The sequence below is a fragment of the Streptomyces sp. NPDC093071 genome, from assembly GCF_044754545.1.
Taxonomy (GTDB): Bacteria; Actinomycetota; Actinomycetes; order Streptomycetales; family Streptomycetaceae; genus Streptomyces.
In genome coordinates this window covers 196,125-210,081 of sequence record NZ_JBIVPH010000009.1, presented here as the reverse complement: position 1 = coordinate 210,081, position 13,957 = coordinate 196,125, and the positions used below count along the sequence as shown (strand labels likewise).

Genomic DNA, 13,957 nt, shown 5'->3' with positions numbered 1-13,957 from the left:
GCGCTCCCCGGGCCCTTCCGGCGTTCCGTGCGGAGGTCAGCCGCCGAGGGGCAGGCCGCCCAGCGTCTGGCCGGTCGGCAGGCCGCCGAGGCCGCCGCCCAGGGCGCCGCCGGCCGGGGCCTCGGTGCTCTCGGCGGCCGCGCCGGCGGTCTTGCCGAGGGCCTCGCCCGCGCTGCCGGCGGTGTCGCCCGCGACCTTCTGGGCGACCGGGGCGGCGGCCTCGCCGGCCTCGCCGACGACGCCGGTGGTGGTCCGCGAGGCGCTGTCGACGGTGCCGCCCGCCTCGGCGGAGTCCAGGGCGGACAGGGTGCCCAGGGCGCCGGTCGGCGCGAGGCCGTGGTCGAGGGCGCTCGCGGAGCCGGCCGCACCGACCACGGGGGCTGCTCCGGCCGCGAGGATGAGGGCGGCGCGGGCGATCCGGCGGGTCAGGGGGAGGGACATGGTGCTCCTTCGACGAGGTGCGACGTGTGCGTTCGGACGCAGTGACAACCGGCTCCGGGGAGGGAGAGGTTGCGGCGGTCGAAGGTAAAGAATTGGCAATGCGTCCTATTGTCGGGCGGGGAGGAAAATGGACGAAGGCGTCATCGCGGGGGCATCTGGCGAACCGTCACTTCCCTTGTGGGGCAAGGGGATTGAGGGGTGGGAACGACACCCCGGAAATGCGCTCCGAAGACGTGCCGAATTCCCCGCGCTCCGGACCCGGGCCGTGCCACGGGCGGGTGAGGGGGGGAACGGCCGTGCGGGAGGTTCCGGCTACCGCGCCAGCCGGATGCGGACGGACTCGCCGCCCGCCGCCGGGGCGCCCGAGGGCTTCGACCAGCCGCCGAGGGCCTCGCCCGCGCGCCAGACCCGGTCCCCGTACGAGACCTCCGTGATGCGCAGGCCCTCCGCCCGCGCCACCGCCCACTGCGCCAGCTCCCAGCCGCGCCGCTCGTCCGCGCCGGCCCCCGCGCCCGCCACCGGCCGCACCGGCACCACGAGCACCGGGGGCTCCGCCGCCGACCGGCCCGCGCTCGGACCGCCGGTCACCGCCGTCGGGGCCGCCTTCTCGCCGAAGGCCCGTATCAGCTCCGCGCGCACCTTCCGCGGATCGCCCGGCCGGCCCTCCTCCGGGTTCGCCGTGCAGGAGAGCCCGGCCGGCGTCCGGCCCGTCAGGGCGGCGGCGAGCAGCGCGGCGTCCGGCTCGTGCTTCGCGTACGCCTGCGGGAAACCGCTCTTCTGCACCTTCTGCGCCGCCACCGTCAGCGGCAGCCGCGAGTACCCCGGGACCTTCTCCAGGCCCGCGTAGAACCTCCCCGCCGAGTACACCGGGTCCATGATCTGCTCCGGCGTCCCCCACCCCATCGAGGGACGCTGCTGGAAGAGGCCGAGCGAGTCCCGGTCGCCGTACCCGATGTTCCGCAGCGCCGACTCCTGGAGCGCCGTCGCGAGCGCGATCGTCACCGCCCGCTCCGGCAGCCCCCGGGTGGTGCCCACGGCCGAGATCGTCGCCGCGTTGGACGCCTGCTCCGGAGTGAACTCGTACCGGTGGTCGCCGCTGCCCACGCTGCACCGGGGAGTGCCCTTGCTGCCGGTCATCTGATGGAGACCGACGTACGAGGCAAGGCCGAGGAGCACGGCGAGGGCGGCCGCGGAGCGGGCGAGGCGGCCACGGCGGGCGGGGCGGATGGGCTCGGACACGGGCCCACCGTACTGGAGGCCGGGTTAGGGTCGGCATATGGCTGACATCACCCCGCTCGACGCCCCCCTCGACCTGTCCCTGGACGGGGCCGCGCTCACCGCCGCCCTCGTCGACTTCCCGTCCGTCAGCGGGACCGAGCGGCCCCTCGCGGACGCGATCGAGCGGGCCCTGCGCGCCCTGCCGCACCTCACCGTCGACCGGTACGGCAACAACGTCGTGGCCCGCACGACGCTCGGCCGCGCGGAGCGGGTCGTGCTCGCCGGCCACATCGACACCGTCCCGATCGCCGACAACGTGCCCTCGCGGCTCGACGGGGACGGCGTCCTGTGGGGCTGCGGCACCTCCGACATGAAGTCCGGCGTCGCCGTCCAGCTCCGGATCGCCGCCACCGTCCCCGAGCCCAACCGTGACCTCACCTTCGTCTTCTACGACAACGAGGAGGTCGCCGCCGACCTCAACGGCCTCGGGAAGATCGCCGCCGCGCACCCCGAGTGGCTGGAGGGCGACTTCGCGGTCCTCCTCGAACCCTCCGACGGCCAGGTCGAGGGCGGCTGCCAGGGCACCCTCCGGGTCGTCCTGCACACCGCCGGCGAGCGCGCCCACTCCGCCCGCTCCTGGATGGGCTCCAACGCCGTCCACGCCGCCGCCCCGATCCTCGCCCGCCTCGCCGCCTACGAGCCGCGCAAGCCGGTCATCGACGGCCTGGAGTACCACGAGGGCCTCAACGCCGTGGCGATCGCGGGCGGCGTCGCCACCAACGTCATCCCCGACGCCTGCACCGTCACCGTCAACTACCGGTACGCGCCCGACCGCTCCCCGGCCGAGGCCCTGGCCCACGTCCGCGAGGTCTTCGCCGACTGCGACATCGCCGAGCTGGTCGTCGACGACGAGAGCCCCGGCGCCCTGCCCGGCCTCTCCCACCCCGCCGCGGAGGCCTTCATGAAGGCCGTCGGCGGCAGCGCGCACCCCAAGTTCGGCTGGACCGACGTCTCCCGCTTCAGCGCCCTCGGCGTCCCCGCCGTCAACTACGGGCCGGGCGATCCCATGTACGCGCACAAGCGGGACGAGCACGTCGTCGTCGAGCGGATCCACCACTGCGAGGCACGTCTCCGCGACTGGCTGACCGCCCGACTTCCGTAATTTCGCGTTTCGTCACCTGTGTCGTCCTACCCTGACCGGACCAGAAGATCAGTTGGCGGTCCACGGCGGGCCGCCGATCGGCGGAGGGAGCAGGCCATGGGCATTCCCGAGGGAGTGGCGAAGCCCGAGGAGCAGCGTCAGGGCCCGGTGCTCAGGCGCAGGGACCAGGTCCAGCCGGGCACGGCGGACCAGCGGCTGCTCGACACCGAGGGTGACTCGGAGTGGGTGCACACCGACCCCTGGCGGGTCATGCGCATCCAGTCCGAGTTCGTCGAGGGCTTCGGCGCCCTCGCCGAACTGCCGAGCGCGATCAGCGTCTTCGGCTCGGCCCGCACCAAGCCGGACTCGCCCGAGTACGAGGCGGGCGTGCGGCTCGGCCGGGCGCTCGTCGAGGCGGGCTTCGCGGTCATCACGGGCGGCGGCCCGGGCGCCATGGAGGCGGCCAACAAGGGGGCCAGCGAGGCCAAGGGCGTCTCGGTGGGCCTCGGCATCGAGCTGCCCTTCGAGCAGGGCCTCAACCCGTACGTCGACATCGGCATGAACTTCCGGTACTTCTTCGTCAGGAAGACGATGTTCGTGAAGTACGCCCAGGGGTTCGTCGTCCTGCCCGGCGGCCTCGGCACCCTGGACGAGCTCTTCGAGGCGCTCACCCTGGTGCAGACCCGCAAGGTCACCCGCTTCCCGATCGTCCTCTTCGGGACGGAGTACTGGAAGGGCCTCGTCGACTGGCTGCGCGACGCGGTCGTCGCGGGCGGCAAGGCCGCGGAGCAGGACCTGCTGCTCTTCCACGTCACGGACGACGTGGAGGAGGCGGTGGCGCTGGTGAGCAAGGAGACCGGCAAGTAGGACCGGTCCGCTTACGGGGGGCGCCGCACCGCGGCGCCCCCTCTCGCTTCTCCGGAGGCCGTACGGGAGGGGCTACGCCAGCCCGCGCCGCGCCACGGCCGGCGGGCGGTGGCCCGCGATGGACGCCACCATGTCCAGGACCTGCTTCGTCTCCGCGACCTCGTGCACCCGGTACACCCGGGCCCCCAGCCACGCGGACACCGCCGTCGTCGCCAGGGTGCCCAGCAGCCGCTCCCGCACCGGGCGGTCCAGGGTCTCGCCCACGAAGTCCTTGTTCGACAGGGACACCAGCACCGGCCAGCCCGTCTCCGCCATCTCGCCGAGCCGCCGGGTCGCCTCCAGGCTGTGCCGGGTGTTCTTCCCGAAGTCGTGCCCCGGGTCGATCATGATCGCGTCCCGGCGCACCCCCAGCGCCGCCGCCCGCTCCGCGAGCCCCACGGTCACCCGCAGGACGTCGGCCATCACGTCCTCGTACTCCACCCGGTGCGGCCGGGTCCGGGGCTCCGCGCCGCCCGCGTGCGTGCAGACGAGCCCCGCCCCGTACTTCGCCGCCACCTCCGCGAGCCGGGGGTCGACCCCGCCCCACGCGTCGTTCAGGACGTCCGCGCCGGCCTCGCAGACCGCCTCGCCGACGTCCGCCCGCCAGGTGTCCACGCTGATCACCACGTCCGGGTGGCGCCTGCGGACCTCGGCGACGAAACCGACCGTGCGCCGCGCCTCCTCCTCGGCCGTCACCTCCTCGCCGGGGCCCGCCTTCACCCCGCCGATGTCCACGATCGCCGCCCCCTCGGCCACGGCGCGCTCGACCCGGGCGAGCGCCGGCTCGTCCAGGAAGGTCGCGCCCCGGTCGTAGAAGGAGTCCGGCGTCCGGTTCACGATCGCCATGACCACCGGCTCGTGCGGCCCGAATTCACGCCGTCCCAAGCGCAGCATCCCTTTTGTCCTCCCTCGCGTCCGTTCGCCTGCGACCCTAACCGTCGGTGACGCATGGCACGATCGGCACCGGACGGTTTCCACTCCGGGAAGAGGCGCGCAGGTGTTCTGGTTTCTGCTCATCACGATGGTCGTGGTCGTGGCCGCGGTGACCCTGGCCGTGGTCGGCGGCGGCGACAGCGAGGTGCTGCCCGACGTGGCGCCCGAGCAGCTCGTCGACCCCCTGCCGGTCACCCGGCCCGTCGACCGCGCCGACGTCGAGGCGCTCCGCCTCCCCGTCGCCGCCCGGGGCTACCGGATGGCCGACGTGGACGACGTCCTGGTCCGCCTCGGCGCCGAACTCGCCGAGCGGGACGCCCGGATCGCCGAGCTGGAGGAGGCGCTCACGGGCGCGGGCGACGGCCCCGGCTTCGGCCCGGCCCCCGGCTTCGGACCGGCCTCCGGGCCCGGCCGCGCTCCCGGGCCCGCCTCCGGCGGCGAGGACGACCGCCCGTGACGGCCGGCGGGACGGTCACCGGCCCGGACGGCCTCGCGCGCTGTCCCTGGGGCCTGTCGGCCGAGGACTACGTGGCGTACCACGACGAGGAGTGGGGCCGCCCGGTCCACGGCGACGACGCCCTCTTCGAGCGGCTCTGCCTGGAGGCCTTCCAGTCGGGCCTGTCCTGGATCACGATCCTGCGCCGCCGCGAGGGCTTCCGGCGCGCGTTCGCCGGCTTCGGCATCGCGGCCGTCGCCGCCTTCGGCGACGAGGACCGCGAGCGGCTCCTCCTGGACGCGGGCATCATCCGCAACCGGGCCAAGATCGACGCCACCCTCGCCAACGCGAAGCTGCTCGCCGGCTGGGACCCGGGCGAGCTCGACGCCCTGATCTGGTCCCACGCGCCCGACCCGGCGGCCCGCCCGGTCCCGCGCACGCTCGCGGACGTCCCGGCGGTCACCGACGCGTCCACGGCCCTGTCCAAGGCCCTCAAGAAGCGCGGCGTCCGCTTCGTCGGCCCCACCACGGCCTACGCCCTGATGCAGGCCTGCGGGCTCGTCGACGACCACCTGGAGGACTGCGTGGCCCGGGGCGGCCGCCTCGCCGCCCCGCAGGACGCCTCCTAGCGCCCCAGGTACACCGGCTTCTCCTTGGCGACGAAGGCGCGGACCGCGATGGTGTGGTCCTCCGACGCGCCCGCCAGGTTCTGGAGCTCCTCCTCCTTGCCGAGGGCCTCGGAGAGCGAGTGGTCGGCGCCGTACGCGAGGGACTCCTTCAGGGCCGCGTACGCCACCGTCGGGCCCTCCGCGAGCTTCCGGGCGGTCTTCTCGGCCTCGGCGGCCAGGTCGGCGGCCGGGACCAGACGGTTCGCGATGCCCAGCTCGTACGCCTCCCGGGCGCTGATCGAGCGCGGGAAGAGCAGCAGGTCGGAGGCGCGGCTCGCGCCGATCAGGCGCGGCAGGGTCCAGGACACGCCCGAGTCGGCGGTCAGCGCCACGCCCGCGAAGGAGGTGTTGAAGGAGGCCGTCTCGGCGACCACCCGGTAGTCCGCCGCGAGGGCGAAGCCGAAGCCGGCCCCGGCCGCGACGCCGTTCACGCCCGCCACCACCGGCTTCCGCATCCCGGCGAAGGCCCGGACGATCGGGTTGTAGTGGTCGCGGACCGTGTTCATGGTCTCGCGCGTGCCGGACTCCTGGTCCGCCAGGAGCAGCCCCACGTGCTCCTTCAGGTCCTGCCCGACGCAGAACGCCCGGTCCCCGGCCGCGGTGAGCAGCACCGCCCGTACGGCGGGGTCCGACGCGGCCGTCTCCGCCGCGTCCCGGAGGGCGACCTTGGCCGCCACGTTCAGCGCGTTCATGGCCTCGGGCCGGTTGAGCGTGATGGTGGCGAGCCCGTCGCTCACCTCGTACAGCACCGTGTCGGCCATGGGTTTCCTCCGCCTCGTCGCGTGGTTGACCAGCACAGCATGGCGGAGATCACCCCCGTCGCACATGTGAGCTGCGTCAAAGAACGAGGGGGTCCCGCCGGACGCCGGGCGGCGAAGTATCGCAGGCCGATCGCCGAAATGTGGGGTTATGAGAGAGCGCGTTGCGCAAGCGATGCCATTCGATGTTGGTCATCGGGTCCTGCCATGCGGGATAATGACCTGGAAGCAATGTGTTCGAAGCCGGTGACGCGTGCTCCACATCAAGGAGCTGCCCGGTTGTCTATGGGCTGGTTTCAGGAAGGGGAACAAGCATGGCGGCCATGAAGCCGCGGACGGGTGACGGCCCGCTCGAGGTGACCAAGGAGGGGCGGGGCATCGTCATGCGCGTTCCGCTCGAAGGCGGCGGTCGGCTTGTCGTCGAGCTGACCCCGGACGAGGCCGAGGCGCTGGGCGACGCACTCAAGAAGGTCGTCGGCTGACCCTCTCTCCACGCTTTCCGCCGCTGCCCCGGTACGGTCCGCCGTGCCGGGGCAGCGGTGTCTCCGTACCCCCACGGCGTGTACGGCCGGCTGTACGGCTCCGGTCAGCCGCGGCGCACCGCGCACAGCAGGCCGTCGCCCACCGGCAGCAGCGAGGGCACCAGGTCCTGGCTCTCCCGCACCGCGCGCAGCAGCTCGCGCACCCGCTGCACCTCCGCCGGCTGCGCCGACGAGTCGATCGTCCGGCCGTCCGCGAAGACGCCCTCGAAGCAGACCAGACCCCCAGGTCGCAGCAGGCGCAACGATTCAGCGAGGTAGTCCAGGTACTCGAGCCGGTCGCCGTCGCAGAACACGAGGTCGTACCCGCCGTCCGCGAGCCGGGGCAGCACGTCCAGGGCGCGGCCGGGGATGAACCGGGCCCGGTTGCCCGCGAAGCCCGCAGCCCGGAAGGCCGTCTTCGCCAGCTGCTGCCGCTCCGGCTGGAGGTCCACCGTCGTCAGGACCCCGTCCGGCCGCATCCCGAGCAGCAGATAGATGCCCGACACGCCCGTGCCGGTGCCGATCTCCGCCACCGCCTTGGCGTCCGCCGTCGCGGCGAGCAGGCGCAGCGCCCCGCCGGTGCCCGGCGACACCGAGGGGAAGCCCGCCTCCAGGGCCCGCTCGCGGGCCCAGCGCAGTGCTTCGTCCTCGGCGACAAAGGCGTCGGCGAACGCCCAGCTCGTCTGCCGGTTGGCGGTAATGGCCCTCTCCTGTCCCCGTAGTTGACGCAACGGTGACTGTATCCGCTGCCGGCGGGAACCCGCAGATGGGACCGGGCGTTCACCAGGGGAGGGACGCGACGGAGGCAGCCGGGCGAGCCGGTTCCAAATTCGCGTAAAGATTCTTATCCGGAACTAACGGGCGAGGTGGCTATGGTAGGGGCTCCACTGGACACCACCAGAGCCGACAGGGGAGGTGCGGCTGCGCCTGTGGATCGGGGAGGAGTGCTTCGGCGTCTTCTCAGGTCGGCGGGTGAGCCGAAATCCGTGACCGACACCGCTGACCGTTTCCGCACCGCCGACTCCGCACCCACCACCGCGACCTTCGCATCGGATGCGGAATCGCAGGCGTGGACCCCTCCCACGTGGGAGGAGATCGTCAGCACGCACAGTGGCCGGGTCTACCGCCTCGCCTACCGCCTCACGGGCAACCAGCACGACGCCGAGGACCTGACCCAGGAGGTCTTCGTCCGCGTCTTCCGCTCGCTGTCGACGTACACCCCGGGCACCTTCGAGGGCTGGCTCCACCGCATCACCACCAACCTCTTCCTCGACATGGTCCGCCGCAAGCAGCGCATCCGCTTCGACGCGCTCGCCGACGACGCCGCCGAGCGGCTGCCCAGCCGCGAGCCCTCGCCGCAGCAGGCCTTCAACGACACGCACTTCGACGCCGACGTGCAGCAGGCCCTCGACACCCTCGCGCCCGAGTTCCGCGCGGCCGTCGTCCTCTGCGACATCGAAGGACTGTCGTACGAGGAGATCGCCGCCACCCTCGGCGTGAAGCTCGGCACCGTCCGCAGCCGGATCCACCGCGGGCGCTCCCACCTTCGCAAGGCGCTCAAGCACCGCTCGCCCGAGGCCCGGGCGGAGCGTGCGCTCGCCTCCGTCGGATGGGAGGCGGGCACAGCGTGAGCGGCACACTCCCCACGTCACCGACCCCCGCGGAGCACCACCTCGGGGACCGGCTCGCCGCGCTCGTCGACGGCGAGCTGGGCCACGACGCCCGCGAGCGGGTCCTCGCCCACCTCGCGACCTGTGCCCGCTGCAAGGCCGAGGCCGACGCGCAGCGCACCCTGAAGAGCGTCTTCGCCTCCGCCGCGCCCCCGCCGCCCTCCGAGGGCTTCCTCGCACGGCTCCAGGGCCTTCCCGGAGGACCCGGTGGACCGTCGGGAGATCCCGGCGCCCCGGGAGACCCGGGGGACCTCAGGGGCACGGGGGGTCCGAAAAGCCCCCTCGAAGAGCTCCTGGGAGCCGGGGGGCTGAAGTCGGACGGCTTCGCCACGGCGGCGGTCGTCACCCCGCACCCGGTGCGGCCCGTCACCGGCTTCCGCATACACGAGGTGGGTGACCGCCCCTCGGGCTCCGGCGGCCGGGGCCGGCGCTTCGCCTTCGCGGCGGCCAGCGCCGTCTCGTTCGCGGCCATCGCCCTCGGCGGCACCCTGCCGCTGGACGCGTCGGTGAACGCGGGCGGGCGCGGTGGCCAGGGCACGGGCAGCGCGGTCACCCCGCTGCGCGCCGCCACCGGCGGCACCGGCACGGGCAGCACGTCCCTCGGCCGCGGCACGCGTTCCGGCGAGCGCACGGGCGCGCAGGCCGTCGCCGCCGAGCCGCTCGCCGCGGTCACTCCCGCGGCGGTCCCGCAGGCGCCCGTGGCGGCCGCGGTCCCGTTGATGGCGCGCTCCTTCACCCCGCCCCTGGTCGCCGTGGGCCTCTCGTACCCGCCTTCCCGATCCCTACTCCCCCTCGCGCCGTACGTCCGGCAGACGGGACCGGCCCTGCCGCCGGCCTTCGCCCCCGGACCCAGTCCGGCGCCGAGCCCGACGACCGCGCCTCTCGGCTCCCCCCGTTGACCCGCGACCTGGTTGAATCCAGGGACAGTCGCGCCCGATCCAGGGGCGCGGACGGGTCAGCGGTTGCGGGGAGAGCATGAACAACGGGAAGCCGAACTGGTGGAGCCGTCCTTCGAGCACACCGGAGGCGGCGCGGATACCCTCGCCGCCTCCGTCCGGTGACGGCGAGGGCGACTTCCCCCTGCCCGCGCCGCAGCCGCAGGCGACCCCGGAACCGCCGGTGGCGGCCGCCCCGGCCGCCCCGGCCGCCCCGGCCGAGCAGCCCCCCGCGCCCTCCGTCGTCCTGACCAAGGGCGACCCGCAGGGCCAGGAGCGGGACCGGGGACAGGAGCGGGACCGGGGACAGGACATGGACCAAGGCCAAGGCCAGGACCGGGGCCAGGTGCCGGAGCAGGCCCAGGTCCCGGCGCCCGAGCCCGTCTCCGCGCCCCCCGCGCCTCCGGCGGACCCGGCCCCCGCGCCGCAGGCACAGGCACAGGCGTCACAGGCGCAGCCCCTGCACGCCCCCGACGAGTACCGGACGCCGCCCTACGGCGAGCCCGGCCCGTGGGCGCCCGCGCCGCCCGTGCAGCGCCTCCCCGGCCCCGTACCGCCCCAGCAGGGCCCCGGGCACCCCGTACCCCCCGTACCGCCGCAGCCGCAGGGCCCCGCGCCCTGGGGGCAGTACGACCCCTGGGGCGTCGGCGGTCCCGCGCTTCCGCCCGCGCCCGCGAAGAGGTCCCGGAAGGGCCTCGCCGTCGCGGGAGCGCTCGTCTTCGCGCTGCTCACCGGCGTCATCGGCGGCGGGATCGGCGCCTACGTCGAGCGGAACGGCGGGCTCACCACCGTCGAGCTGCCCCAGGCCGCCGCCGAGGACACCGGCCGCGCCCCCGACAGCGTGGCCGGGATCGCCGCCAGCGCCCTGCCCGGCGTGGTCACCCTGCACGTCAAGGGCAGCGGCTCCTCCGGCACCGGCACCGGCTTCGTCCTGAACACCAAGGGCCACATCCTCACCAACAACCACGTCGTGGACGGGGCCCGGTCCTCCGCCGACATCTCGGTGACCTTCTCCAGCGGCGAGACCGCCCGTGCCAAGCTCGTCGGCAAGGACACCGGCTACGACCTGGCCGTCGTCCAGGTCACCGGCGTCTCCGGCCTCAAGCCCCTGCCGCTGGGCAACTCCGACAACGTGCGCGTCGGGGACCCCGTCGTCGCCATCGGCGCCCCCTTCGACCTCTCCAACACCGTCACCTCCGGCATCATCAGCGCCAAGGAGCGCCCGATCACCGCGGGCGGCGAGAAGGGCGACGGCAGCGACATCAGCTACGTCGACGCGCTCCAGACCGACGCCCCCATCAACCCCGGCAACTCCGGCGGTCCCCTCCTCGACTCCAAGGCCCGGGTCATCGGCATCAACAGCGCGATCCGCGCGGCCGGCGGCTCCGGCGGCGACGGCGAGGGCGGCGGCGCGAGCCAGCCCGGCTCCATCGGCCTCGGCTTCGCCATACCGATCAACCAGGGCAAGCGGGTCGCCGAGGAGCTCATCAGGACCGGGAAGGCCACCCACCCGGTCATCGGCGTGAGCCTCGACATGCAGTACGACGGCGACGGCGCCCGCGTCGGCGAGAAGGGCAAGGACGGCACCGCCTCCGTCACGCCCGGCGGCCCGGCCGCCAAGGCGGGACTCCGCCCCGGCGACGTCATCACCAAGGTCGACGGCCAGCGCGTGCACAACGGCGAGGAGCTCATCGTGAAGATCCGCGCCCACCGCCCCGGCGACCGCCTGGAGCTCACCCTGGACCGCGACGGCAAAGAGCTGACAAAGACGCTGACGCTCGGCTCCTCGCAGGGCACCTGAGCGCCATGCGGCCGACACCACGAGGTACCCGCCCGGCGGTTTCGGCGGGTACCGTGGACCGGGCCCCGGACCGGCGTGAAGGAGCTATCAGGTGTTCAGCGACATAGGCGCACTCGAGCTGGTGACGCTCGTCGTCCTCGCCGTGCTCGTCTTCGGGCCGGACAAGCTCCCGAAGGTGATCCAGGACGTCTCCCGCTTCGTCCGGAAGATCCGCGAGTTCTCCGACAGCGCGAAGAACGACATCCGCAGCGAGCTGGGGCCGGAGTTCAAGGACTTCGAGTTCGAGGACCTCAACCCCAAGACGTTCCTCCGCAAGCAGATGGAGAGCAACGAGGACCTCCGGGAGCTGAGGGAGCTGCGCGGCACCTTCGACCTCAAGAAGGAGATGAACGAGGTCGCCGACGCGGTCCACGGCCGCGAGACCCTGCCCGCCGTCAACGGCTCGGCGGGCGCCGGAGCACCGGTCGGCGGCGCCCCGGCGGGCACCCCGGACCTCCTCAAGAAGCAGGACAAGCCGGACGCCGGCGAGCGGCCCCCGTACGACTCCGACGCGACCTGACGACGGGCTGTCACCGATCCGGCGCGCCCCGGTGGCTATCCTCGCTCTGTTGACGGAACGAGGAGGCGGCCTAGATGGAGACCACGAGCCGGGTGGAGGGCACGCCCGCGGCCCGGCGGATCGACGAGGGCTACCTGCGGGCGCCCTTCGCCTGGTACGGCCTCGACGAGGCGTTCACCGGGCCACGTCGGCTGATGCAGGTCGGCACGGCGGCCGACGGCAGCGTGCAGCACGGATCGACCGGGCACGGTGACGTGCCGTCGATAAAGTCGGACGCGAGCGCGGCGGAGAAGGAGCGTTTCGCCGTCGTCGTGACGGTCGCGGCGAGCCCCGTCCGGCGGACCGGCGACGGGACGGGCGTCCTCGACGCCACCACGGTCTCCTCCGCCGCCTGGCTGGCCGGCTCCGGACTGCTCGTCCACACCTGGCCGGCCTCGCTCGACCACGTGACCCGCGACCACTGGCTGGACCAGCAGACCGAGACGGCCTTCGAGCTCGCCGACGACCTCGACGGGCCCGCCTGGACGACGCTCTCGCTGCCCGTGGACGGGGTGCCGGTGCCCTTCCACTACCGCGAGTCCGAGTTCGGCTGGGTCCTGGCCGGCTCGGCTGCGGGCGTCCACCTGGGGGCGTACGGGCGGGGGATGAGCGCGTACGGGCTCGGGTTCTCGCAGATCAAGGACCTCGACGCGTACGCCTGAGGACGGCGGAAACGGCGGAAGGGCGCCCCGGCGAACCGGGGCGCCCTTCCTCTCTTCACGAACGGCTCAGAATTTCGCGAACCGCCCAGATCTTCGCGAACCGCTCAGAACTTGTTGCGCGGCGTGATGCCCAGGCTCATGCCCGACAGGCCGCGCTGGCGGCCGCCCAGCTTGCCCGCGATGGCGCGGAGCGCCGCGCCGGCGGGGGAGTCGGGGTCGGACAGGACGACCGGCCTGCCGTCGTCGCCGCCCTCGCGCAGCCGCACGTCGATCGGGATCGAGCCGAGGACCGGGACCGTCGCGCCCGTGGTCTGCGTCAGCCCGTCCGCGACCTTCTGGCCGCCGCCCGTGCCGAACACGTCCACCATCTCGTCGCAGTGCGGACACGGCAGGCCCGCCATGTTCTCCACGACGCCGACGATCTTCTGGTGCGTCTGGACGGCGATCGAACCGGCCCGCTCGGCGACCTCGGCCGCCGCCTGCTGCGGGGTCGTGACGACCAGGATCTCCGCGTTCGGCACGAGCTGCGCGACCGAGATCGCGATGTCGCCGGTGCCCGGCGGCAGGTCGAGCAGGAGGACGTCCAGGTCGCCCCAGTACACGTCCGCGAGGAACTGCTGGAGCGCGCGGTGCAGCATCGGGCCGCGCCACACCACCGGCGCGTTGCCCGGGGTGAACATGCCGATCGAGATGACCTTCACGCCGTTCGCCGACGGCGGCATGATCATGTTCTCGACCTGGGTCGGACGCCCGTCCGCGCCCAGCATCCGGGGCACGCTGTGGCCGTAGATGTCGGCGTCCACGACGCCGACCTTCAGCCCGTCGGCGGCCATCGCGGCCGCCAGGTTGACGGTCACGGACGACTTGCCGACGCCGCCCTTGCCGGACGCCACCGCGTACACCCGGGTCAGCGAGCCCGGCTTCGCGAAGGGCACCTCGCGCTCGGCGCCGGTGCCGCGCAGCGCCGCCGCCAGCTCCTTGCGCTGCTCGTCGCCCATCACGTCCAGCGACACGTCGACGGCGGTGACGCCCTCGACGCGGGACACGGCATCGGTCACCCGCTGGGTGATGGTGTCGCGCATGGGGCATCCGGCGACGGTCAGGTAGACCGTGACGGCGACCCTGCCGTCCGGTTCGATCTCCACCGACTTGACCATGCCGAGCTCAGTGATCGGCTTGTTGATCTCAGGGTCGTTCACCGTCGCCAGTGCCGCGAGCACCGCGTCTTCCGTAGCCATACCGACGATGGTACGGCGCCGACCACCGCCC

General features: G+C 73.7%; 16 protein-coding genes. 10 read left to right on the top strand and 6 right to left on the bottom strand.

Annotated elements, in window-relative coordinates; translation table 11 throughout:
• Positions 1–36: 36 nt before the first annotated feature.
• Positions 37–441: an ATP-binding protein gene (locus ACIQD7_RS27900; protein ID WP_402445127.1), complete on the bottom strand. Its 405-nt coding sequence runs from the start codon at positions 439–441 to the stop codon at positions 37–39.
• Positions 442–753: 312 nt separating this feature from the next.
• Entirely contained in the window at positions 754–1,680 is a 927-nt protein-coding gene (locus ACIQD7_RS27895) for a hypothetical protein (RefSeq protein WP_402445125.1), read from the bottom strand.
• Between the two features lie 37 nt (positions 1,681–1,717).
• On the opposite strand from ACIQD7_RS27895, the gene dapE reads away from it, so the two are divergent.
• Together dapE and ACIQD7_RS27885 are read left to right on the top strand one after the other, a co-directional pair.
• A complete protein-coding gene (gene dapE / locus ACIQD7_RS27890; protein ID WP_402445124.1) occupies positions 1,718–2,821 on the top strand; it encodes a succinyl-diaminopimelate desuccinylase in 1,104 nt (367 codons plus the stop codon).
• Between the two features lie 96 nt (positions 2,822–2,917).
• A complete protein-coding gene (locus tag ACIQD7_RS27885) occupies positions 2,918–3,667 on the top strand; it encodes a TIGR00730 family Rossman fold protein (RefSeq protein ID WP_121833362.1) in 750 nt (249 codons plus the stop codon).
• Positions 3,668–3,739: 72 nt separating this feature from the next.
• Here ACIQD7_RS27885 and folP read toward each other — a convergent pair whose 3' ends face one another.
• The gene (folP, locus tag ACIQD7_RS27880) at positions 3,740–4,600 is read right to left on the bottom strand and encodes a dihydropteroate synthase (RefSeq protein ID WP_391164792.1); all 861 of its coding nucleotides are present in this window, start codon (positions 4,598–4,600) and stop codon (positions 3,740–3,742) included.
• A 103-nt stretch (positions 4,601–4,703) separates the two neighbouring features.
• On the opposite strand from folP, the gene ACIQD7_RS27875 reads away from it, so the two are divergent.
• Together ACIQD7_RS27875 and ACIQD7_RS27870 are read left to right on the top strand one after the other, a co-directional pair.
• Positions 4,704–5,096 carry a hypothetical protein gene (locus tag ACIQD7_RS27875; RefSeq protein WP_402445122.1) on the top strand — a complete coding sequence of 131 codons (393 nt, stop codon included), beginning with the start codon at positions 4,704–4,706 and terminating at the stop codon, positions 5,094–5,096.
• On the top strand, positions 5,093–5,704 hold the full coding sequence (locus tag ACIQD7_RS27870) for a DNA-3-methyladenine glycosylase I (RefSeq protein ID WP_402445120.1): 612 nt from the start codon (positions 5,093–5,095) through the stop codon (positions 5,702–5,704). Before ACIQD7_RS27875 ends, ACIQD7_RS27870 begins: the two co-directional genes overlap by 4 nt.
• Here ACIQD7_RS27870 and ACIQD7_RS27865 read toward each other — a convergent pair.
• The gene (locus ACIQD7_RS27865; RefSeq protein WP_402445118.1) at positions 5,701–6,504 is read right to left on the bottom strand and encodes an enoyl-CoA hydratase/isomerase family protein; all 804 of its coding nucleotides are present in this window, start codon (positions 6,502–6,504) and stop codon (positions 5,701–5,703) included. The genes ACIQD7_RS27870 and ACIQD7_RS27865 overlap by 4 nt on opposite strands.
• A gap of 311 nt (positions 6,505–6,815) precedes the next feature.
• On the opposite strand from ACIQD7_RS27865, the gene ACIQD7_RS27860 reads away from it, so the two are divergent.
• A complete protein-coding gene (locus ACIQD7_RS27860; protein WP_009997451.1) occupies positions 6,816–6,983 on the top strand; it encodes a DUF3117 domain-containing protein in 168 nt (55 codons plus the stop codon).
• A 104-nt stretch (positions 6,984–7,087) separates the two neighbouring features.
• Here ACIQD7_RS27860 and ACIQD7_RS27855 read toward each other — a convergent pair whose 3' ends face one another.
• Positions 7,088–7,753 (bottom strand): O-methyltransferase, encoded by a 666-nt coding sequence (locus tag ACIQD7_RS27855; RefSeq protein WP_121833367.1) that lies wholly within the window; start codon positions 7,751–7,753, stop codon positions 7,088–7,090.
• A gap of 141 nt (positions 7,754–7,894) precedes the next feature.
• Between ACIQD7_RS27855 and sigE the strand changes: the two genes are divergently transcribed.
• From sigE to ACIQD7_RS27830, 5 genes are all read left to right on the top strand, one after another.
• On the top strand, positions 7,895–8,653 hold the full coding sequence (gene sigE, locus ACIQD7_RS27850) for an RNA polymerase sigma factor SigE (protein ID WP_121833368.1): 759 nt from the start codon (positions 7,895–7,897) through the stop codon (positions 8,651–8,653).
• Positions 8,650–9,591: an anti-sigma factor family protein gene (locus tag ACIQD7_RS27845; protein ID WP_402445116.1), complete on the top strand. Its 942-nt coding sequence runs from the start codon at positions 8,650–8,652 to the stop codon at positions 9,589–9,591. Before sigE ends, ACIQD7_RS27845 begins: the two co-directional genes overlap by 4 nt.
• Positions 9,592–9,667: 76 nt before the next feature.
• Positions 9,668–11,428, top strand: a complete 1,761-nt coding sequence (locus ACIQD7_RS27840) for a S1C family serine protease (protein ID WP_402445114.1) — start codon at positions 9,668–9,670, stop codon at positions 11,426–11,428.
• 91 nt (positions 11,429–11,519) lie between these two features.
• Positions 11,520–11,987 carry a sec-independent translocase gene (locus ACIQD7_RS27835; RefSeq protein ID WP_161371630.1) on the top strand — a complete coding sequence of 156 codons (468 nt, stop codon included), beginning with the start codon at positions 11,520–11,522 and terminating at the stop codon, positions 11,985–11,987.
• A gap of 74 nt (positions 11,988–12,061) precedes the next feature.
• Positions 12,062–12,688 carry a hypothetical protein gene (locus tag ACIQD7_RS27830; RefSeq protein WP_121832730.1) on the top strand — a complete coding sequence of 209 codons (627 nt, stop codon included), beginning with the start codon at positions 12,062–12,064 and terminating at the stop codon, positions 12,686–12,688.
• Between the two features lie 104 nt (positions 12,689–12,792).
• Here the strand turns inward: ACIQD7_RS27830 and ACIQD7_RS27825 are convergent, their stop codons facing one another.
• A complete protein-coding gene (locus tag ACIQD7_RS27825; RefSeq protein WP_121832729.1) occupies positions 12,793–13,926 on the bottom strand; it encodes an Mrp/NBP35 family ATP-binding protein in 1,134 nt (377 codons plus the stop codon).
• Between the last annotated feature and the right edge of the window lie 31 nt (positions 13,927–13,957).

Coding starts and splice junctions, on each gene's coding strand:
- ACIQD7_RS27900 (WP_402445127.1), bottom strand. CDS start 441: ATGTCCCTCCCCCTGACCCGCCGGATCGCCCGCGCCGCCCTCATCCTC.
- dapE (WP_402445124.1), top strand. CDS start 1,718: ATGGCTGACATCACCCCGCTCGACGCCCCCCTCGACCTGTCCCTGGAC.
- ACIQD7_RS27860 (WP_009997451.1), top strand. CDS start 6,816: ATGGCGGCCATGAAGCCGCGGACGGGTGACGGCCCGCTCGAGGTGACC.
- ACIQD7_RS27865 (WP_402445118.1), bottom strand. CDS start 6,504: ATGGCCGACACGGTGCTGTACGAGGTGAGCGACGGGCTCGCCACCATC.
- sigE (WP_121833368.1), top strand. CDS start 7,895: ATGGTAGGGGCTCCACTGGACACCACCAGAGCCGACAGGGGAGGTGCG.
- folP (WP_391164792.1), bottom strand. CDS start 4,600: ATGCTGCGCTTGGGACGGCGTGAATTCGGGCCGCACGAGCCGGTGGTC.
- ACIQD7_RS27840 (WP_402445114.1), top strand. CDS start 9,668: ATGAACAACGGGAAGCCGAACTGGTGGAGCCGTCCTTCGAGCACACCG.
- ACIQD7_RS27885 (WP_121833362.1), top strand. CDS start 2,918: ATGGGCATTCCCGAGGGAGTGGCGAAGCCCGAGGAGCAGCGTCAGGGC.
- ACIQD7_RS27830 (WP_121832730.1), top strand. CDS start 12,062: ATGGAGACCACGAGCCGGGTGGAGGGCACGCCCGCGGCCCGGCGGATC.
- ACIQD7_RS27825 (WP_121832729.1), bottom strand. CDS start 13,926: ATGGCTACGGAAGACGCGGTGCTCGCGGCACTGGCGACGGTGAACGAC.